This is a genomic window from Olivibacter sp. 47, assembly GCF_030372825.1.
Taxonomy (GTDB): domain Bacteria; phylum Bacteroidota; class Bacteroidia; order Sphingobacteriales; family Sphingobacteriaceae; genus Olivibacter; species Olivibacter oleidegradans.
The window spans coordinates 1,293,564-1,313,440 of record NZ_JAUCNR010000001.1 but is presented as its reverse complement, the minus strand read 5'-3'; the positions used below and the strand labels follow the sequence as shown (position 1 = coordinate 1,313,440).

Genomic DNA, 19,877 nt, shown 5'->3' with positions numbered 1-19,877 from the left:
CGAATCGGATAACTGCTTGATTAAATTGTACATAGTCCCTTGGAAAGGGCAACAAAGATTATTAACTTGGGTGCAAAAAATCAAATATATTTAAAAAGCTAACCGTTTAGAATGCAAAAGGTAGTTCCTGATTCTTTCCATTCTAATCACGCACTAAGGGAATAAACGATAAACTAAACTAAATTAATAACCAATGAATTTAAAAGTTAGGTCATTTGAGGATTACAAGGAAACGTACAAAAAGAGCGTCGAGCGGCCGGAGGAATTTTGGTCAGGCATAGCAGAAGAGTTTAAATGGCGTAAAAAGTGGGATAAAGTATTAAGCTGGGATTTTAAAGGTCCGGATGTTAGGTGGTTTGAAGGTGGGAAATTGAATATTACCGAGAACTGTTTGGATCGTCATATCCAAGAGTTGGGAGATAAACCCGCTATTATTTGGGAACCGAACGATCCGAACGAAAATTATCGTATATTAAGTTATAAACAATTACTTTTCAATGTTGAGCAGTTTGCCAACGTATTAAAAAACAACGACATTGTTAAGGGCGATCGCGTCTGTATCTACCTCCCTATGGTGCCTGAGCTAGCAATTGCCGTATTGGCGTGTGCTCGTATTGGAGCAGTTCATTCGGTTGTTTTTGGTGGATTTTCTGCTCAATCTATTGCTGATCGGATCAATGATGCGCAATGTAAATTGGTGATTACCGCAGATGGCAGTTTTAGAGGCACAAAAGTAATTGAGTTAAAAGATATTGTAGATGATGCCTTGGGACAATGTAAATCAGTGGAAAGAGTGATCGTTCTGACGCGAACACGCACGCCCGTTTCGATGATAAAAGGCCGTGATGTATGGTGGGAAGACGAGATTAAAAAAGTGGAGACACAGGGCAACCCCCATTTTCCGGCAGAGGAGATGGATGCAGAAGATATGTTGTTCATATTGTATACATCCGGTTCAACGGGAAGCCCGAAAGGGGTGGTACATACATGCGGCGGCTATATGGTTTATACCGGCTATACTTTTGCAAATACTTTTCAGTATGAAAGGGGAGACGTGTATTTCTGTACGGCGGACATAGGCTGGATTACCGGACACTCCTATATCGTGTATGGCCCTTTGTCGCAGGGTGCCACCTCCTTAATGTTTGAGGGAATTCCCACCTATCCGGATGCGGGACGTCTTTGGGATATTGTTGAAAAGCACAGGGTTAATATTGTATACACGGCGCCAACTGCTATCCGTTCATTGATGGGTTTCGGAGACGAATATGTGGAGGGTAAAGACCTGAGCAGCATTAAAACCCTGGGATCGGTCGGTGAGCCCATTAATGAAGAAGCCTGGAAATGGTTCGATGAAAAAGTAGGTCATGGAAAAGCGCCTATCGTAGATACCTATTGGCAAACGGAGACGGGAGGTTTTATTATTAGTCCGATCGCAGGAATTACACCAACGGTACCGAGTTACGCCATGTTTCCGCAACCGGGTATACAATTGGCCTTAATGGACGAAAATGGGAGGGAAATAGAAGGGAATGATGTTAGCGGTAATCTATGCGTTAAATTCCCTTGGCCGGGCATGTTGCGAACAACATACGGCGATCATGAACGTTGTAGAAAAACCTATTTTGCTACTTACGAAAATATGTACTTTACAGGGGATGGTTGTTTGCGGGATAAGGATGGGTACTACCGTATTACCGGCCGTGTGGATGACGTACTGAATGTTTCGGGACATCGTATCGGAACGGCGGAGGTAGAAGATGCCATAAACCGTCACAGCGATGTAGTGGAATCAGCCGTTGTGGGGTATCCGCATGCAATTAAAGGACAAGGAATATATGCCTTTGTCGTTGCAGGAGATCATTTAAAAGATGCTGATTTAATGCGGGGAGATATTAATAAAACCGTTTCCCGTATCATTGGAGCCATCGCTAAACCGGAAAAAATCCAGTTTGTTACCGGGTTGCCAAAGACCAGATCAGGGAAGATCATGCGACGGATCCTTCGCAAAATTGCGGAAGGTGACACTTCAAATCTCGGTGATACGACTACTTTGTTAGATCCGGAAGTAGTTGAAGATATAAAGAAAGGTGCGGAAGCCTTACGTGGATAGGTCAATAACCGTATTTTTAAGCAACGACTTTTGAAGTTGCTAAAACAATTTGTTTCTATGCTTGTTTAACTAGAAAAGAATAAAATTATTTACTTATTAAAAACTAGTCGAAATGAGCAATTTGAAGCTAAAAGGAATGTGGAACGAAGTTAAGGGTAAAGCAAAACAGGCTTATGCCGATTTAACCGATGATGATTTATTGTATGAAGAGGGGAAAGAAGATGAGTTAATAGGACGTTTGCAGAAGAAGACCGGAAAAACAAGAGATCAGGTGGTGGATTGGTTGAATAACCTGTAGGCTTTACGTTCAGTACTTTAAATAAGAGAGAGGATGGCAATAGATGTCATCCTCTCTTGTTATATATAGCCAGATGTTGGATTCCGTATTCGTTCCTAATAAAGGAACTATTTTTTTAATCAATTTCTTGTCAAAAGTTGAACAAAAAGCCAAGGCATATGTAGGCTACCTTGCAACTGATTGCAAAAGCATTTACGGCGCATATTGGAGCCGTTTCACTTCCTCAATCCGCTTGGATATTGCAAGGTGAACGATTGTGCACATGCTTTGCTGCTCGTTGCGTCGGTATCCTCCAAGGTCATTCTTCCGGCACACAGGGGCACATTCCGCTAAAGATAATACGTCCGATTAAACGTAAAAGCTCTTTAAATATCGCCTAGAAATTTGCGGCTTGCATGTTGATGCACTCCCGCAACGAATAAAAGTGACTAAAAAAATAGTTCATTTTACCTTATTATGAGATCGGCAAAATCTGGAATCAACCAGCTTTGGTTATATTTATAAACCAAGGTTTAGTATCTTCGCAACATGACAAAGCAAAAGCCAACAATATTGGTAGTAAACGATGATGGGATTACGGCACCCGGCATTAAGGTGTTAATGGAAGAAATGCAAATGTTGGGAAAGGTAACAGTTGTTGCGCCTGAAAGCCCTCAGTCGGGAATGGGACATGCCATAACCATAGGTAAACCACTCCGTGTTGATCCGGTAAATATATATCCTCATGTTGAGATGTATCGATGCTCTGGAACGCCCGTAGACTGTGTGAAGTTAGCGGTCAACAAGATTTTCAAAGGACGTAAGCCGGATCTTTGTGTATCAGGTATTAACCATGGACTAAATAATTCAATCAACGTATTATATAGCGGAACCATGTCAGCAGCCGTTGAGGGCGCTATAGAAGGTATACCGTCTGTCGGGTTTTCTTATGACGATCATAATTTAGATGCCGATTTTGAAAATTGCAGGCCATTTGTACGGGAAATTGCAAGTCAAGTCTTAAAGAACGGGCTTCAGTTGGGAACGTTGTTGAATGTAAATTTTCCTCAAGGCGCGATTAAAGGAGTGAAGGTATGTAGACAAGCTGATGCAAAATGGGCGGAGGAATTTGAAGAACGTATCGATCCCTATCATCGGCCGTATTATTGGCTTACCGGTAAGTTCGTGTTGAACGATAGGGGAGAAGATACGGACGTATGGGCGCTGAAGCATAACTTTGCGTCTTTGGTACCTGTGCAATTTGATATGACTGCGCACCATGCTATCCCTCAACTGAATTCGTGGTCGTTTGATGTGTAGCTTTGTTGAAGTTAAACAGTTGAGCTATTAATGAGCTATTAAGTAGGACAATAGTTGAGGAGTTCATGAGCCAATGTGATGATGGGCCGATGGACCCGTAGCCATAACTGAGACTGACTAACGAGCAGCTGATAGCTGAATAAATATGTTAAAAAAGAATAACCCACTGCTTGGCATTTTGTTAGGTGCTATTGCTCCTTTAATTGCTTTTTTATTTAATGAATATACAAGCTTAGGTAGTAAATTTGCAGACAAACCGCTGACATTGTATGCCATTGCGGGGGCAGTAAATTTACTTATAGTCAGGTATTGTTATAAACAGCAGGCCTCGAAAACAGGTGGAAGTGTTATGGGGATCACCTTTATTGGTTTGATATTGATTTTATATTTCAAAGGTGGCATAAAGGTTTAAATAGGATACACGATTGATATGAAATATTATATTATCGCGGGCGAGAGCTCCGGTGATTTACATGGAGCTAATCTGATCCGCGAATTAGCGAAACAACAGGGCTCAGATGTCCAATTTAGGGTTGTGGGGGGAGATCGTATGGAGCAAGCGAGCCAACAAAAAGCCGTTTTACATGTGCGGGACATGTCCTTTATGGGTTTTGTTGAAGTGTTGTTGAACTTAAAAAGTATTCTTAAAAACTTAAAAATTGTTAAAAAAGACCTCCTCGCATACCGTCCTGACGCCTTGGTTCTGATTGATTTTCCCGGATTTAATTTGAAGATCGCGTCCTTTGCTAAGCAACATAATATAAAGGTTTTCTATTATATCTCGCCGAAAGTTTGGGCCTGGAATACAGGTAGGGTAAAAAAGATCAAACGTATCGTTGATCATATGTTCTGTATCCTCCCTTTTGAAGTCGATTTCTATAAACACTGGAATATGCACGTTGATTATGTAGGGAATCCGCTATTAGATGCGGTCACCTTACATCATCCGGACACGACATTTAAAGCGCGTTATGGATTGGAAGGTAAAAAATAATTGCACTGCTACCTGGAAGTAGAAAAATGGAGATAAGCAAGCTACTTCCTGAAATGGTGAAGCTCGCTAAACTTTTTCCGGGGCACCAATTTGTAATAGCGGGTGCCCCTAACTTAAATACTCATTTTTACAGGCAATTTCTAGATAATGATAATATACCGCTCGTTTTCGGACAGACATATGATTTATTGCAGCATGCAGAAGCAGCAGTTGTTGCCAGTGGAACGGCGACGTTAGAAACGGCTCTGCTAAACGTTCCGCAAGTTGTTGTATATAAAGCAAATGCGTTGTCCATCGCCATCGGGCGGATGGTGATCAAAGTCGATTATATTTCTTTGGTTAATCTGATCATGAATAAAGAGATCGTTAAAGAATTGATACAAAAGGAAGCTAATCATCATACCATTGCCGAAGAGTTGGATCAATTACTGAACAATAAGGCTTATCGGGAAGAGATGCTTGCGCAATACAAGTCGCTGCATGAACGGATGGGCCTGCCTGGCGCATCACCAAAAGTAGCACAGCACATATTGCGATATCTTCAGCAAGGCACACCTAAGAGGGATTCTCATTAAAATTCACGATTTTTAACGTGATGATGGCTATTTTTCAGGCCATTCGCTTACAGCTATTTTTTGAAAGACCATATCGGCTTGACTACTTTCATATAAAATACCAATATGTTGTTCATCCACAGCGGCAATACACGAATATCCTCTGCCTTTCCATTCATCCAAAAGCACCCAGTATTTTTGTGGCCATGTTTGGCCGTCATTAGTGCTAACTTTAATCGTTAAGTGATCTCTATCCGTTTTTGAGTTTGGATTGGAAAACAGTAAAAGATGCCGTTGTTTTCCTGGATCCATAAACGAATGTTTATACAAGCTCGCCATACAAACCGGTTCGGGCAGTGCATGAAAAGCGCTTGGGTGTTGAGTCCATGTCTTGCCCATATCACGGGTTACACAAACGGCCCGGCCGTTGTTGGAGCCTATCTCGCCTTTGTTTTTATTAGCCCGCATATTGAGCATAAGCGATCGGTCTGCAAGTTGTACAACGGCGCATTCAGTCGTCGCTACCTCATTTAAGGCTCTTTTGGCGGTTTGCCATGTTTTTCCGCTATCCTTACTATATGTGATGGTTGAAAATGGCGTGCCTAAAGAATCACGACCCTGAGTGGGAAAACCAGTGTACCATCGTTCAATACAATGCCATTACCAGGTGCCGGAGCAAAGAGCCACCAATCTTTCTTTTTACACATTTTTGTAATGTTCAGCGGTTTGCTCCAAGTTTTACCGTCATCGGTACTTTTAACCAGCATAAATTGTGATGTTTGCTTTATCCCGAATCCAGGTTGAGAGCCCTTGTTTTTCCATTGATGGTTCCAATGGTCGCTGTTTTCCTTTAAACCTTTTACCCACTGTCCATCTTTGTCGATAATACCGTGCATCCACAATGCTGCAATGTAATGGTATTTGAGTTTTTGTCAACAAGTATGCATGCATCTGATACACCATTAAATTTTTCCGGTAAGCCTCCCCATTTGCCCATATCCATTGCAATTGTTAGAGGCTCCCAGGTTTGTCCACCATTGGTACTTCGACGGAGACCGATATCTATATCTCCTTGTAAGTCGCGAGAGCTTTCTCTGCGGGCATCAAAAATGGCAAGCAAAGTCCCTTTGGGAGTGACGGCCAAACCAGGAATGCGTGCGGTATGTATGCCATTTTCCATGCGCTGATGTATGGCAATGCCGATGCGTTGTTCCATTATTGGACGGTCGGTTATTCTCACATCGGTGGATTCATTAAAGTGTACATCTTCTAATTGGAAAGCTATTTTATGTAGCAAATTGGCTTGATCAGTAAGACGACAGGTGACCCAAAGATAATGTATTCCCGGATTTAGTTCCGTATCACCCTCTAGGGTTATATTGGCTTTAGGATTGGCTTTTTTACCGAAGAGCTTCAGTGCTGTCGACATTTTGTTCAACAGCGTGTCTTTGCCTGTATAGTATACCTCTACAGTATTTAAATCTTGAATAGCTGTTGTGCCTTGTGTTTGCAAGGAGAGAGCTTTAAGCTGATGCGGTTTTGTGCCCTCTATGGTAATTTTGATCCGAAGTACCGGGTTTACCGGTTTTCCAATTAAAATTGGAACTTGAAATTGTGTCTGTTCAATTTGGATAACCGGTTTAGCTATAGACAGATGGAAAAAAATGCCAAACACATAAATTAGTAATGATATTTTGTAAATACTCATGGTTCTTAATCTATCGATTTTTAACCGGAAGTGCTTTCTGCCATCCGTCATCTAACAACTGTTTCAGTGTAATCTTTATGTTATCGTATTGCTTCATTGCCGCTAAGTTTTTTTCTTCTAATCGGCCATTTGCTTGATAACGATAAAGTTCTGTGAATTCAATCGTGCCATTTTTAAAATTACGCCATTCGGTATAACGAAAATCTTTTGTACGTACCGAATAACCCATCACCCTAGGTAGGTTTTTATACATCCAGGGGCGTGGAAATTGGCTAAAGGCCGCCTTTTTCCAAGGTCTTTCCGGAGCTTCCATTAATGGAACCATGCTGAGCCCGTCTAATTCGTCGGGAATGGACAAACCTGCCAGTTGAGCTAAGGTGGGGTACAGGTCGACCGACTCCACAATGCCATCGGTATATACACCTTTATTTTTGATATTAGGTGCGGAAATGATCAATGGGATGCGGGTATCCGACTCAAAATTTGTGCTTTTGCACCAAAGACCGAGTTCACCCAAGTGATAACCGTGGTCGCTCCAAAGCACAATGATCGTGTTATCCATTAAACCTTGCTTGTTCAGTTCATCTAACAGTCTACCGATTTGCATATCGGTATACGTGACGCTGGCATAATAGCCATGGCGTAATTGACGAATTTTATCCGGAGGTATTGGTCCTTCGTCCGGAACGTCTGTATAACCTCTCAGTTCTGTGGAATTATGTAAGGCAATTTCAGGTACATTTTGAGGAGGTGCAGGCTGTTTTGGCATAGGGATTTCATCTCGTTTATAATAATCCCAATATTTTTTTGGAGCCGTGAAAGGTAAATGCGGCCTGCGAAATCCTACCGCTAGAAAAAAGGGTTTATCTTTAATCTCTCTAAGAACTTTTATGGCAGCATTACATACCATACCATCAACGTATGCACTATCAGGTACATTTACACATTCGACAGCTGCCGCTTTCCCCTTGGCTTTGCTGTTTTTTTTAAGCACATATTTATGTCCAACAGTACCCGTTACTGCCATGATCTCAGGAGCCGACCATGAAATCGAATCTTGCGAAGCTGCAGGATCATGATAAATTTTACCAACACACAGCGATTGATAGCCGTTTTCTTTAAAATATTGCGGTAGTGTAACTGCATTTGGAAGGGCCTTGCGGAAGTGGGTCTCTAAGTCCCAAACTTTCGTTACATCAGGCCGTCGTCCAGTTAATAAAGAGGCACGCGAAGGCCCGCAAACAGCTTGTTGGCAATAGGCATTGTTAAAAACAATGCCATTTTTTGCTAAACGGTCAATGTTAGGCGTTATGATCACTGAATCACCATAACATCCCAACTGATTTCTTAGATCATCAACGGCTATAAATAAAACATTGACTTTTTTAGCAGTTGTCGACCGCGGTAATATTTGTGCATAAAGATTTGGAACTACCATCAATACCAGCATAGTAATGATAACTGTAGTCATTTTCTTGATCTCGGACATCATACCCTCTAATTTAGCGATTAACTCAAAAGTAGATTATTTTTATACTTGTATTAATAGCCAGGTGTTTGGATAATGTTGGGATTCGTGTTAATCGAGTTGTTGTGAACCGGCCAAAGGAGAATATTCTGTTCGTTTTCGCGACCTACTAAACTAGGAACATCGCTGAACACAACACCAAATCGAATCAGATCCCACCAGATTTTCCCTTCAGCTACGAACTCTTTCTTCCGTTCGTCCAGAATCGCCCAATCTACTTGCTGTTTTGATAATATAGTAGGATAAAAATTAGTTATACCATAAGCTCGTAGGCTAACGGCGTTAAGCCGTTCAATCGCCAGGGCCGAATTACCCAAAGCGTTTTCAATTTCGGCACTCATCAGTAAGGCATCCGCGTATCGGTAAACGATAATGTCCGAATCAAAAACGCGAGTTTGATTCTGCCAGCTACCCGCATACTTATTGATCCATTGAAAAGTTGCATTCTTCGGTTCATCAAAAAAAGTTTCAAAACTTACGTTTGTCCGTTGATCATCTGCATTTTCCGACAGGAAGTCCTTATATTCATCCGTTAAGAAAATCCATTGTTGATGACTACCTACCTTAATCGGATTTTCTATGTATTGTGCCGATATGTATTGTAAAGGTACTAGGTGATCCGCAGGATAGCCGCCTGTATACTCATCCATTACAAAGCTCCATGCAAATATGATTTCTTGGTTAAGTTTGTTTTTGAACACACTTGAAAAATCATTCATTAATGTATAATTGGAGTTGTTCAAAACGACATCAATGGCTTGCTTTGCTGAATTTAAGGCTGCATCACCTCCGTTCCTCACCTTAGCAATCCACAAATAGTAATCTGCTTGCAATAGATTGATCGCTCCCTTTGATGCTAAATTGCGGTCGGTCACGTTTTCAGGCATGAGCGAATTAGCTGCTTCCAGGTCGACTTTCACCTGCTCGAACACACGGTCGGCGGGCTCTCGGGAAGGATAGAGGCCTTCTTGTTCACCGGACTCGAATCCATCGATTAATACAGGCGCATCTCCCCAAACGCGGCCAATCCAGTAATAACAAAACGCGCGAACAAATAGCGCGTTGGCTAGCACCTTGTTCTTGTCTGCTTCGTCAGCAAAGGAAATGGTAGGCGTATATTTCAGGATAAGATTGCAATCGTTGATTGTCGTATACAGGTTTTGCCAGTTAGCATACGTGTGTGAACTGTTCAATTGGTTGGTAAACGGGTCACTATAAGTTGCATTGGTGGCCAAACCCTTTCCCCATAGGCCAGATCGGTACTCTCCCCAGAAAATATAAGCATCCGCAAAAGAGGAACGCATTTTATTGTACACGCCATACATTGCCGCAGTGGCATCCCCTTCATCCGCCCACATGGCGGGCGCTGTAATAGCGCTTTTTTGATCAACATCCAATTTGTCATGGCATGCTTGCATTACGAGCGAGCTGACCATTATAGAGATTAGATAATATCGTTTGATTTTCATAATGTTTAGATTTACAGGGTGATTTTAGCGCCAATCGAAAATCTTCTGATTGGAGGATAGTTGTAATATGCACTGCCACTGGCATTACTATACGTAGTAGAAGCGCCTACTTCCGGTGAAATGCCCGTGCCCCGCACGGCGGAGAAATAATGCAGATTATTGCCGGAAAGGGTAAGAACCATGCTTTTTACCCCCAATTTGCTGAAAACGCTCTCGGGTAGACGATATTGTAGGGTTACTTCCCGGATACAGAGGTAGTCTCCTTTGTAATTGAAGACGTTAGACGTTCTCGAAAAGTTCGAATTACCGGCATCCGGATCGTTCGCCGTAAACCGGGCATATTTCGTGTCATCGCCTTCTTGCTTCCATGTCTCCTTCACTCTGTCCACAAGTGTATAATTGTTGGCGAAGGTATTCATGAAATAGCGCATATACGCATTATGGTTGATGGAATGACCCAATGCCCAATCCACAAAGATATTTAGACTAAAGTTTTTGTAAGAAAAGGAGTTGTTCAATCCACCGGTAGTGTGTGGCACCGTTACGCCTAGCTCAAATTGGTCCATATTATTGATTCGTCCATCACCGTTACGATCCACCCATTCATAGTCGCCGGGCAGCTTGCGTCCGCGAACGCTCTTTCCGTCTGCAGGATCCCAGCCTCGAGCGCTCTCATCATATCGTGCATTTGCCGCTTGTTCGGCGTTTTGAAGGATATGATCTACCATATAACCGTAATATCTATACAAAGGTTCCCCTTCAGCCGTACCACCATAAGCTGTTCCATCCGATAAAGTGATTCCACCGATACGATTCCGATCACGGCCATTGTCGGGCAATTCAAGTACTTTATTCTTAACAAAGCTCCAGGTAAGCTTAGAATCCCAAGAAAAGGCGTCCGTCTGAATGTTTCGTGATGACAATTCAAGATCATAACCATAGAACCGTACCTTACCGACATTGGTTTGCACATTATTAAACCCGGAAGTATTGGGCAGCTCCATGCTGAAAAGAAGATCTTCCGTGATTTTGTTGAAATAATCGGCGCTGATTGAAATCCGACTGTTAACAACATTCAGATCGAAACCTGCATCGAACTGCGTAGAGGTTTCCCAAGTCAGTTTTCTGTTTTGCATAATATTCGGCAGAATACCCGCATTTCCGTTATATCGTGCATCGGTGGCGAAGCGACCCAGGGCATCGTATAATCCGATGGAGTTATTACCTGTTTGCCCGTAACTTGCCCGCAACTTTAGGTAGTTAATCAATCGGTTGTCTCTTAGGAAATTTTCATCCGACATAATCCAACCACCGGATACACCCGGAAAAAAGCCCCAGCGATTTTCTTTTGCAAATAAGGACGACCCATCCATTCGGAAGGTGGCCATCAGCAGGTATTTTTGTTTAAAATTGTAAGACAACCGCCCAAAATAACCGATAAGGACCTGTTTGTCAAAATTACTGTCCGCACCGGTTTTGTTCGGCCCGGCAGTAAGTGTGGGTACTTTATCCGAGCTAGCGCCCGTGGCGCTGGCGGAAAATCCTTTGTTATCTGTAACCTGATAAGAGTAACCTGCCATTCCGGACACGGTATGTTTGCTGTCAAAAGTCTCGTCATAAGAAAGATAGGCATCCAGTTTTGTTCGTTCCAGCTCTCCGAATTCCGCTTTAGTGGTCCGAAGGCCACTGAATTCGTGAGCTTTCTCAAAATAGTCATATTGCGTGACATGGCTATAGTTAGAAACTTGAACATTGGCCTTTAATTGGTCTAAAATCCGGTAATTTAATCCTCCAATCAACGAAAGTCGTTTGTCTTTATTTGCTACATCCCGTGTGTAGTCCCACCAAACCGGGTTTGGCGAGCTGGCATTATAGCCAGGTGTTGGCCGTCCATCAGCATAGTATACTTTCTGGGTAGGGGGAGTGGCTAGGCCTCTGGCAATCACGTTCATCTGGTTCTCGAACTGACTTGAGTGTGTTGATGAGAAGTCAAAAACGGTGTTCAGCGTAAGTCGATCGGATATTTTTACATCAGTCTTTGCGCGCGCACTATAACGTTTATAACCGGTCCCTAAGGCTACGCCCGCGTCATCCGTATAACCTCCGCTCGCTGCATAGCGAAGAAATTCGTTACCGCCATCTACACCCAGGTAGTAATTTTGCCAAAGCGCTTCGCGGAACATCAGCGATTGGTAATCGTTATCCTGATAGATTAAAGTTTTACTTGGATCCAATGGATCCGGCATCGAATGATACCCTGCAGGCACAGCTTCACCCTCCCTTAGGTATCGAGTGGAATAAAGCGAATTTTCATCATTGCCCGAACTGGCCGAATATCCCGAAGCGTTGTTGTACTCAGGGGTCGGACTCAAGGCCACGGCGGGCCTTACCGTATTGATATAGTCGCGCGCGTTCATGAAGTCAATTAGCGTTTCCGGCTCCTGATATGCAAGGCTTGCGTCAAAAGTGATCAGTGGCGTTTGTGAAGCTGAACCTTTTTTCGTAGTAATCAGCACGACCCCATTGGATGCGCGTGATCCATAGATGGCAGTCGAAGCAGCATCTTTCAGTACTTCAATTGATTCAACATCATTGGGATTGATCCCCGAAAAAGCTCGTTCTACTCCATCCACCAAGACTAACGGATCGTTTGATTTATTAATGGACGAGCCCCCACGTATCCGAAAAACGGCATCTGCTCCCGGTGTATTGTTAGATTGATACACCCGTGCGCCGGCAACTTTTCCTCTCAAACCTTCTCCCACTGTGCTGATGGGAATGTCTCGCAAAACTTCTCCTTCAATTTTTGTAATCGCCGAAGTAATTGTTCTGCGGGATTGTGTACCATAACCAACCACTACTACTTCATCTAAATTTTCATGTGTCTCGGTCAGCGTGATGATAACTTCATTGGAAGCCGGGATTGCAGTTTCTTTTGTTTCAAAACCAATGGTTGAAAAAACAAGTGTTCCACCTGAAGAGGGAACGTCGATACGAAATGCACCGCCTTCATTCGTGGTGGCTTTTACAGCCGAACCCTTAAGTGAGACGGTCACCCCTTCTAACGGCTTTCCGTCAGCCCCACTGACAGTGCCGGTAACCTTTCTGTCTTGTGCGACTGCAAGTTGCGTTGCAAAAGCAGTGCAATACAAAAAATAATGAATAACAAACGAACCTTCATAACATCGTGTTAAGTTTACTAATTGGAATTGGTTATTATGTAGAACATATAAACAAATATAATAGACTTAATTCCGTATTTCAAAACTTTTGTTAAAAAATCGAAAGTGGATTTTTTGTAGTGAAGGAATGTCTATTAAAAATTGCTTATAACTGGTTTTTTAGTTCTTATGTAGAACATATTTCAAATATACGATATATCCGATCAAAACAAAAAAATGTGTAGATCTTATTTTTTGAGAAAGAAGTGAAAGAGTTAACAATTACGCCATTTACCAAGCATATGACGAATTTCCTAGACTCAAGCAATTACAGTTGTACATTCAGGCCCATATAATAATTGCGTGGCATCGCTGCGTTGTAATAGCGCCCACCAAAGGCATTAATGTCATTTCCCAAGCTGTAATTTTCGTTCAATAAATTATCAATTCCAGCAAATAGTTGGAGTCTGGTTGTTCCGAAGATTGATTTTTCCCAGCTAAGTTTGCTTTGTACTAAGTGATATCTTTTTGCATAAGCTGTATTGGCATCGTTCAAAGGGATGGAAGAGGTATAATTATGTTGAAGATAAAAACTGAATTTTTTTGGGAAAAGTATGTGCATTCCGCTCACTACAGTCTCTCCGGGTACTCCTGTTAGTTTATTCCCGGAATAGTTATTTCCATTATCGCGGTAATCATCAAACCTAAAGTGACTCCATGTAAAGTTGCTTGAAAGACGCAATCCATTAATAAACCGATGCGTATCGGGTTGTAAGATCCACGCACTTACAGCGGCCTCCACACCCCGTTGTTTAACGCCTCCTGCATTGGTAAAAAACTCTTCTCCATTTTCATTGCTTAAACGTACGATCGCATCCTGCATTCGATAGCTGAACACTGAAATATCCAATTGGAATCTATTGCTGCTGCTCTGCCATCTGACGCCGGTTTCTTTGTTCCAACCTGTCTCCGGCTGTAATGCGGTGTTAATAATTTTATCCGAGGATCTTACTTCCGCAGCAGTAGGTGGAGAAAAGCCTCTTCCAACAGAAGCTCTCCAGCTGATAGCTGGCGTAATTAAATAAGAGGCTGCCACCCTCGGCATCCACGTTGGTTTAAAATCCACTATTTGATACTGATCATTGGTCTCTGGGAAAAGACCTTTGTAAGCATATTTATAATAGTTAAGACTTAAGGCGGCTTCTATATTCAGCCGCTTTGCTAAGTCGCCTGAAAAACGGACAAAGTAAAAGTGTTGATAATTTTTTAAGCGCGTCTCCGGCTTGTTCCTTTCCCTGCACACCTCCATTATTGTCGAAATTAAGTATATCGGCTTTACTTTGCTGCCATTCTATGCCTGCATCTGCTTGCCAAGTGAAATTTGAGTGAAATTGGCCGGTATAAGAGAAATAGGAACGCACTCCATAATTATGTTCATATCTTTTTTCAAAGTTCGTTATAAAAGGATTTTTAAAATCGGTATACGATCCGAATACAGAAAATACGTGCTTAAGATGACTTGTTAAGAAGGCATCGTGAATAAGACCTCCCAAAAGGGTGTTGTTGTAAATCGCTGCTTGCTGTTGTGTAGCTCCGGGATTAGGGCCTGCGGCTGGTCTTGCCTGCTTGGGATTTTCTGCATATTGTGCTTCAGTAAGTCCTCCCGGTGTTCTGTAAGCCATACTGGAGTATAGACCGATAAAACGTAATTCGTTCTTTTCGGTATATTTGAAACGTTGGGCAGTTTGTATAAAGTGTCGATGACTGGCGGTATTTTCGCGATATCCGTCTGATCGTTGATAAGCATAATCTAAGCCTACATTATACTTGTTGTTGACCACATAATTGCCGGTAAGGTGATGATGGAACAATCCATAAGAGCCTGCGCTTTCTCTTATACCCCATGTGGTGGAGGGGTTACTTTGCAGTCCATTCGGTGTCATAATAACTACTCCGCCTGAGTTTGCACCAAATAAGCTCCCATCTGGTCCCTTTAAAATGGTAATATTATGAAGTGTAGATGGGTCGATGGAATTCAAATAGGTGTTGCCACTGGCATCGGTTAAGGGCACTTCGTCTAAGTATATTTTAACGTTTCTTACACCAAAGGGAGACCGTAGTAAGCTCCCTCGGATCGACAGTCGGTAGCTACCGGGCGAGCGTTCCTCCATGCGCACACCGGGAATTGTGTTAAAAGCCGGTAGCAAGGTGGTCCCCTGTTGCAAATTCAATAATTCTTTATCAATGAGACCAACAGAACTTGTCAGTTGAAGATAGGGCTGTGTTCTTAAGTAAGCTCTTACGGAAGCCGTAGGTAACTGACGTAAGGTATCAGGTGTTTTTTCTTGTGCGCGGCTTTCTTCAATAGATGATAGGCAAAGGCTTAGAAAAAGTAATGCAAAAAACTAAATTTCATTTTTGTCTCAGGATATTAAACTAAAGTAGTAAAAGCTTGTCAAATAAGCAATCGTAGACTTACTATTAAATCGTATCTTTATGAATAGACTGTTTTCCCTTCTTGGTTTGACATTTCTGTTTTCTTCCTGTTCGACCTATTATGTGAGTAAATTAAATAGCCCTGATCTAAATAAGAACGATGAAACGGGTGTGTTCGTTTTTGAAAACGATTCTGTACAAGTTACTTATAATTTTTTCGGAGAGAACGCGCCGGTTACCATTGACGTATATAATAAACTAAAGGAACCCCTTTATATCGACTGGCAGCGATCGGCATTGATTGTTGGTGACCAAGCAACCAGTTACGTAGGAGACAACCTGGTTATTAAGGGACGCAGTTTGTCTACCGGTTCGAGTTACCGCACTTTCGATGATTGGCGTACGTCACTAAGTGAGGGTGCCTTTGCCGGTACGGCAACTGTTCCGCAAAGCTTAACATTTATACCACCTCATTCGAAGATAAAACAGACCAAATTGAAACTCACTAATTTGTTTTATGAAAATATAGCTGACTCAAGCTATAGAAGTGTCGACCTTGCAACGATTGATGGGGCGATGCGAAAAATTAAAGTAAGAAATTACACGCAAGAAAACACACCCCTTACCCTCAGAAGCTATCTAACAATGTATGTGCGTGACGATAAAACCGAAAAAACGAAACGAATGGTCTTCGAACAGAATTTTTATGTAAATCAAGTATCGAAGCTCGGGATAAGCCCTGCCAATCTTTTAAGCTTTAAAAGCAAAAGAGGAGATACTTTCTTTAACAAGAAGACAAAGGGGCGGGGCGTTGCATTAGTAACTGCTGCAGTGGCTATTGGTACGCTGGGATATGTCGCTAACGAAAGAAACCAAACAGCGCGGTCTATTGATTGAGTAAGGATTCGTTCTTTACCAATAGCACTTCATCTTGTTTGATGAATAGGTAACCAAATTCATAACAGAAAAAATACCTGCTTCCTTTGGCGGTATTGAGTATATGCGTATAATGTTTGAAATCAAAACCCATGTTTGAAAGGTCCTCTTTGAGGACCTTTTTCATTCCGTTGGGATTGAGATCCATTATTATCCGCCTATTCCTTTTGAGTATAGCGTTTATGCGATGAACATAGTTCTGATCTTGAGTTTTCAGTTTATTGTTGAAATTACTTCGGCAGGCATCGTTGCAAAACTTTTTATCTGAACGACCAATTAAAGGCTCCTGGCAATCTAAACAAAACCGATTCATAGTTAAATGCGCGATTAGTGTTGCTCAATAGGCTGAATGTTGCAATATACCAAAATAAACAACGAATGCTACGGCACGACTAGAGAATGAATAAACTGAACAATTTAAATTTTTCGATTTCATCCTGAAAATTATCCGGTGTTTGCTCACTCTACTTTCAATATAACATATCTTTTTATACCTATCGGCATTTTCCATTCTACCTGATCACCTTCTTTAAATCCGATTAGGGCAGAACCCATGGGGGTAAGAACAGATATTTTCTGTTGCTTCATATCGGCCAAGTCGGGTGTTACGATACGAAATACCATGGTGTTTTGGCTATCGAGATCTTTTACCATAACTTGCGAATTGAGTTTCACCCGTTCCTTTTCAATGGCATCTTTTGCAAGAACCTTTGCTCGCCCTAACTCATAAGCCAGCGACATGGTCTGGTCGGGATTATTGGAAGGTCTTACGTGTTTGATGAGTACATTATAGTCCTCCTCGGATAATACAACTTGATTTTTTAGATTATTCATATTCTTTATAGTTTTATAGATAGCAAAATTAAATTGAACGAAATTGCAGAAGCTCATCAATCAGGATGAGCTTAGAAAAATTATTGAATGCTAAGTGATTTTTCCCCGAGACTAAGTGGATTTCTTGAAAGGGAAGTCCGGGGTTTGCATGTGGAATTCCTTAAGACTGGAAAAACGGTAAAAACTTTCCATACAACGATGAATTGTATAGAAGGAGATCTTCCCTAAATGACCTTGTAATGTCTTTTCCACAATAGCAAAGCTATGTAAAATTTGTAGGAAAGACAATAGTTTCCTGCAACGGTTCAGTAATAACAGTAAGGGAATCATTTATCCCTGTTTCACTGAACACGTAGGGTGATGGTGTACTTTAAAATTAACTGAGTTAGCGATAAAACAAAGTTCATTTGCTTTCTTATGAAGGGCGATTGCCATTTTTATCATATCTTCTTCGGCGATAATCACACTTGGGTGAAGGTGAGCCTCGCTGAAAGCGCCTCCACCTTCATTTGTTTCAATCATGGATGCCGTCGCATCATCCGTATACGCTAGAACTGTTATCTTGGCCTCTGCGCATAGATGCAAATACCACAGCATATGACAGCTCGATAAGGATGCGAGCAAAAGCTCTTCGGGATTATATTTAGTACGATCCCCTCTAAAAGCGGGATCGGAAGAGCCTTCTATAACTACTTTTTGATTAACAGCTATTTTATAACTTCTATCATATGCACTATAGTTCGCCGTACCTTTCCCCAAATTACCCGTCCATTCCGTTTGAAGTCGGTATTGATGTGTTTTCTGCATGGTGGAAAATATAAATAAAATACAGCTCGTTTGTAAGCCGGTTTCTTTAGAACAAACAAATGATCTGTTAACTTTCGATAATACCTTTAAGGTTGGCCGGAGAATAGTTGATCGACTTCAAGGTCTTGCGGTCTTCCGTTCTATATACCAAGTATAGATCTTCCTGTTGCTCGTAAAAACAGTCGACACCTTTGTTTTTATAATGAAGTACCGTTGCCTCGGCTTCTTCTATACTTTTGCAGGCTTTGCTCATGTTTGAACGTTGGACCTCGTCAAAAAGTGTCTTGAACTTTTCTGCTAAACCAAATTCAAGAATAGCTCCTGACAGCACATATTGAATATCGCAAAGCGCATCCGCAACTTCTACAATGTCGTTGTTTTGGATAGCCTCTTCTAATTCTTTCAATTCTTCGGCAATGAGTGAAACACGTAGTTTGCAACGTTGTTCACTGGGAATTGTGGGATCTTCAAGAATAGGATGTTTAAATGTTTTATGAAATTCTGCGACCGAGGTAAGCGTTATGGGATCCTGCATGATGATAATAAAATTTTTTTCAAACATAAAAAAAATGGAGGAAATCACGGCAATCAATAAGTGATCTCACGGAAAGATTTATTGGTCGTTTTCGGTTTCTTTAACCGTTTATAAACGGATATAAACGGATATACCCGTTTATTATACGACTAGATCATGGAGCTGTGCGAAATTTGTGGGTACATACAGTTTTTCAAATTAATCAGTAATTATGAGCACTTTAAAAAACAGCGTAAGATTGACAGGCTTTTTAGGGAATAAACCTGTTATTAAAAAATTTGGCGATAACAAATGTTTAGCGCGTGTATCACTTGCAACCAACGAGCGTTACAAAAATCAAGAAGGAGAATGGTTAACGGATACTCAATGGCATCAACTGGTTTTTTGGGGGAAAGAAGCTTCCTTTGTTGAAAAAAGTTTGGATAAGGGAAGTGAAATATCCATCGAAGGAAGATTAATCAATCGAAGCTACACGGATAAAGAAGGGGTAATCAGATATGCCACGGAAATCGTTGTCAATGAGGTGCAGGCAATTCGTAAGATGGAAACGCATTCTGAATAGCTATCGGAGCATTGTCCCGCTATGGTCCTAGTGGGACAATTGCATAAAAATTAAATGTTTTTTGTATTAAAACTCTTACGAGTATACGGGCCGGGAACAGCATGATCCCCCTCTTTGAATACAAAATTTACCACTTTAATATTTGCTAAGTCAGTAAAAGCATACGTTGCTTCTGCCAGGTAAGTAAGAGCACCGGTTGTTCCCATTTGCTGCGTCAAAAAAGTAGCACTTGGAATATTGACTAATAACGTATCGTGGCTGGTTTTTCCAAGTTCTAATTTAATTTCAGGATATTTGATATTTAGTGCTTCAGCAAGTTCTTCTTTATTTAAAGGAACTTTACTCTTCTGTGGATTCGCCTGTAGCTCTATGCGTGTTGTATTTGAGTCAACAACAGCAATAAAGGGCAAGGTCAGCGTTTTGCTCGCTGAGGAAATAGTTTTCGCTGTATCAACGGTGTCTGAGCTAGTTCGATTAGCTTTATTCTCTTGTTCGTTTCGACAAGCGAAAATTAAAAAGGACATCATTGTTATAATGATAATTCTTGTGAATGACTTTTTTGCTCTCATGTGATTTTTACTAAAGTCCAAAAATTCCTTTTGATACTGACTTGCAAGCGTCTAGAACTTGCAGATCATCATTG

At 41.5% G+C, this 19,877-nt stretch carries 19 protein-coding genes and 1 pseudogene; 8 read left to right on the top strand and 12 right to left on the bottom strand.

The genetic code is table 11. From position 1 onward, the window contains the following. Positions 1–193 precede the first annotated feature (193 nt). The 6 genes from acs (at position 194) to QT327_RS28175 (ending at position 5,279) form a co-directional block, all read left to right on the top strand. The gene (gene acs / locus QT327_RS05820) at positions 194–2,113 is read left to right on the top strand and encodes an acetate--CoA ligase (RefSeq protein ID WP_289552335.1); all 1,920 of its coding nucleotides are present in this window, start codon (positions 194–196) and stop codon (positions 2,111–2,113) included. A 112-nt stretch (positions 2,114–2,225) separates the two neighbouring features. Further along, on the top strand, positions 2,226–2,411 hold the full coding sequence (locus QT327_RS05815) for a CsbD family protein (RefSeq protein ID WP_013668364.1): 186 nt from the start codon (positions 2,226–2,228) through the stop codon (positions 2,409–2,411). Between the two features lie 528 nt (positions 2,412–2,939). Continuing rightward, the gene (surE, locus tag QT327_RS05810; RefSeq protein WP_013668363.1) at positions 2,940–3,710 is read left to right on the top strand and encodes a 5'/3'-nucleotidase SurE; all 771 of its coding nucleotides are present in this window, start codon (positions 2,940–2,942) and stop codon (positions 3,708–3,710) included. 145 nt (positions 3,711–3,855) lie between these two features. Continuing rightward, positions 3,856–4,122, top strand: a complete 267-nt coding sequence (locus tag QT327_RS05805; protein ID WP_013668362.1) for a hypothetical protein — start codon at positions 3,856–3,858, stop codon at positions 4,120–4,122. A gap of 18 nt (positions 4,123–4,140) precedes the next feature. Beyond that, positions 4,141–4,704 carry a lipid-A-disaccharide synthase gene (locus QT327_RS28180; RefSeq protein WP_354004753.1) on the top strand — a complete coding sequence of 188 codons (564 nt, stop codon included), beginning with the start codon at positions 4,141–4,143 and terminating at the stop codon, positions 4,702–4,704. Positions 4,705–4,730: 26 nt separating this feature from the next. Next, complete coding sequence (locus QT327_RS28175) at positions 4,731–5,279, top strand: glycosyltransferase family protein (RefSeq protein ID WP_354004752.1); 549 nt, start codon at positions 4,731–4,733, stop codon at positions 5,277–5,279. Positions 5,280–5,306: 27 nt separating this feature from the next. Here QT327_RS28175 and QT327_RS05795 read toward each other — a convergent pair. The 7 genes and pseudogenes from QT327_RS05795 to QT327_RS05765 all read right to left on the bottom strand — a co-directional run bounded on the left by QT327_RS05795 (position 5,307) and on the right by QT327_RS05765 (position 15,355). Beyond that, positions 5,307–6,025 (bottom strand): annotated as a pseudogene (locus QT327_RS05795) (sialidase family protein). A gap of 92 nt (positions 6,026–6,117) precedes the next feature. Beyond that, on the bottom strand, positions 6,118–6,966 hold the full coding sequence (locus QT327_RS05790) for a sialidase family protein (RefSeq protein ID WP_289552333.1): 849 nt from the start codon (positions 6,964–6,966) through the stop codon (positions 6,118–6,120). A gap of 10 nt (positions 6,967–6,976) precedes the next feature. Further along, on the bottom strand, positions 6,977–8,458 hold the full coding sequence (locus QT327_RS05785; protein ID WP_242627216.1) for a sulfatase: 1,482 nt from the start codon (positions 8,456–8,458) through the stop codon (positions 6,977–6,979). A 50-nt stretch (positions 8,459–8,508) separates the two neighbouring features. Next, positions 8,509–9,963, bottom strand: coding sequence for a RagB/SusD family nutrient uptake outer membrane protein (locus tag QT327_RS05780; RefSeq protein ID WP_289552332.1), 1,455 nt, complete (start codon positions 9,961–9,963; stop codon positions 8,509–8,511). 11 nt (positions 9,964–9,974) lie between these two features. Further along, positions 9,975–13,115 (bottom strand): SusC/RagA family TonB-linked outer membrane protein, encoded by a 3,141-nt coding sequence (locus QT327_RS05775; RefSeq protein WP_289552330.1) that lies wholly within the window; start codon positions 13,113–13,115, stop codon positions 9,975–9,977. A gap of 337 nt (positions 13,116–13,452) precedes the next feature. Further along, positions 13,453–14,427 carry a TonB-dependent receptor gene (locus QT327_RS05770; RefSeq protein WP_289554412.1) on the bottom strand — a complete coding sequence of 325 codons (975 nt, stop codon included), beginning with the start codon at positions 14,425–14,427 and terminating at the stop codon, positions 13,453–13,455. After that, complete coding sequence (locus QT327_RS05765; RefSeq protein WP_289552329.1) at positions 14,309–15,355, bottom strand: TonB-dependent receptor; 1,047 nt, start codon at positions 15,353–15,355, stop codon at positions 14,309–14,311. The genes QT327_RS05770 and QT327_RS05765 overlap by 119 nt, the downstream gene beginning before the upstream one ends. Positions 15,356–15,620: 265 nt before the next feature. Between QT327_RS05765 and QT327_RS05760 the strand changes: the two genes are divergently transcribed. Further along, a complete protein-coding gene (locus QT327_RS05760; protein WP_130856484.1) occupies positions 15,621–16,457 on the top strand; it encodes a hypothetical protein in 837 nt (278 codons plus the stop codon). Here the strand turns inward: QT327_RS05760 and QT327_RS05755 are convergent. The 4 genes from QT327_RS05755 to QT327_RS05740 all read right to left on the bottom strand — a co-directional run bounded on the left by QT327_RS05755 (position 16,447) and on the right by QT327_RS05740 (position 18,699). After that, entirely contained in the window at positions 16,447–16,623 is a 177-nt protein-coding gene (locus QT327_RS05755; protein WP_242627217.1) for a hypothetical protein, read from the bottom strand. The genes QT327_RS05760 and QT327_RS05755 overlap by 11 nt on opposite strands. A gap of 332 nt (positions 16,624–16,955) precedes the next feature. Beyond that, positions 16,956–17,330 carry a GreA/GreB family elongation factor gene (locus tag QT327_RS05750; RefSeq protein ID WP_013668353.1) on the bottom strand — a complete coding sequence of 125 codons (375 nt, stop codon included), beginning with the start codon at positions 17,328–17,330 and terminating at the stop codon, positions 16,956–16,958. Between the two features lie 330 nt (positions 17,331–17,660). After that, a complete protein-coding gene (locus tag QT327_RS05745; RefSeq protein WP_013668352.1) occupies positions 17,661–18,137 on the bottom strand; it encodes an OsmC family protein in 477 nt (158 codons plus the stop codon). A gap of 67 nt (positions 18,138–18,204) precedes the next feature. Further along, positions 18,205–18,699 (bottom strand): pyrophosphohydrolase domain-containing protein, encoded by a 495-nt coding sequence (locus tag QT327_RS05740; protein ID WP_289552327.1) that lies wholly within the window; start codon positions 18,697–18,699, stop codon positions 18,205–18,207. A gap of 184 nt (positions 18,700–18,883) precedes the next feature. Here QT327_RS05740 and QT327_RS05735 point away from each other — a divergent pair, with 184 nt between their 5' ends. Next, complete coding sequence (locus QT327_RS05735; protein ID WP_130856485.1) at positions 18,884–19,234, top strand: single-stranded DNA-binding protein; 351 nt, start codon at positions 18,884–18,886, stop codon at positions 19,232–19,234. 50 nt (positions 19,235–19,284) lie between these two features. Here QT327_RS05735 and QT327_RS05730 read toward each other — a convergent pair whose 3' ends face one another. Further along, complete coding sequence (locus tag QT327_RS05730) at positions 19,285–19,803, bottom strand: hypothetical protein (RefSeq protein WP_130856486.1); 519 nt, start codon at positions 19,801–19,803, stop codon at positions 19,285–19,287. Positions 19,804–19,877 lie beyond the last annotated feature (74 nt).

Excerpts from the sequence above, each read along its gene's own strand:
- QT327_RS05735 (WP_130856485.1), top strand. The coding sequence starts at position 18,884 with ATGAGCACTTTAAAAAACAGCGTAAGATTGACAGGCTTTTTAGGGAAT.
- surE (WP_013668363.1), top strand. The coding sequence starts at position 2,940 with ATGACAAAGCAAAAGCCAACAATATTGGTAGTAAACGATGATGGGATT.
- QT327_RS28175 (WP_354004752.1), top strand. The coding sequence starts at position 4,731 with ATGGAGATAAGCAAGCTACTTCCTGAAATGGTGAAGCTCGCTAAACTT.
- QT327_RS05730 (WP_130856486.1), bottom strand. The coding sequence starts at position 19,803 with ATGAGAGCAAAAAAGTCATTCACAAGAATTATCATTATAACAATGATG.
- QT327_RS05740 (WP_289552327.1), bottom strand. The coding sequence starts at position 18,699 with ATGTTTGAAAAAAATTTTATTATCATCATGCAGGATCCCATAACGCTT.
- QT327_RS05750 (WP_013668353.1), bottom strand. The coding sequence starts at position 17,330 with ATGAATAATCTAAAAAATCAAGTTGTATTATCCGAGGAGGACTATAAT.
- QT327_RS05745 (WP_013668352.1), bottom strand. The coding sequence starts at position 18,137 with ATGCAGAAAACACATCAATACCGACTTCAAACGGAATGGACGGGTAAT.
- acs (WP_289552335.1), top strand. The coding sequence starts at position 194 with ATGAATTTAAAAGTTAGGTCATTTGAGGATTACAAGGAAACGTACAAA.
- QT327_RS28180 (WP_354004753.1), top strand. The coding sequence starts at position 4,141 with ATGAAATATTATATTATCGCGGGCGAGAGCTCCGGTGATTTACATGGA.
- QT327_RS05790 (WP_289552333.1), bottom strand. The coding sequence starts at position 6,966 with ATGAGTATTTACAAAATATCATTACTAATTTATGTGTTTGGCATTTTT.
- QT327_RS05755 (WP_242627217.1), bottom strand. The coding sequence starts at position 16,623 with ATGAAAAAGGTCCTCAAAGAGGACCTTTCAAACATGGGTTTTGATTTC.
- QT327_RS05780 (WP_289552332.1), bottom strand. The coding sequence starts at position 9,963 with ATGAAAATCAAACGATATTATCTAATCTCTATAATGGTCAGCTCGCTC.
- QT327_RS05760 (WP_130856484.1), top strand. The coding sequence starts at position 15,621 with ATGAATAGACTGTTTTCCCTTCTTGGTTTGACATTTCTGTTTTCTTCC.
- QT327_RS05785 (WP_242627216.1), bottom strand. The coding sequence starts at position 8,458 with ATGATGTCCGAGATCAAGAAAATGACTACAGTTATCATTACTATGCTG.
- QT327_RS05815 (WP_013668364.1), top strand. The coding sequence starts at position 2,226 with ATGAGCAATTTGAAGCTAAAAGGAATGTGGAACGAAGTTAAGGGTAAA.
- QT327_RS05805 (WP_013668362.1), top strand. The coding sequence starts at position 3,856 with ATGTTAAAAAAGAATAACCCACTGCTTGGCATTTTGTTAGGTGCTATT.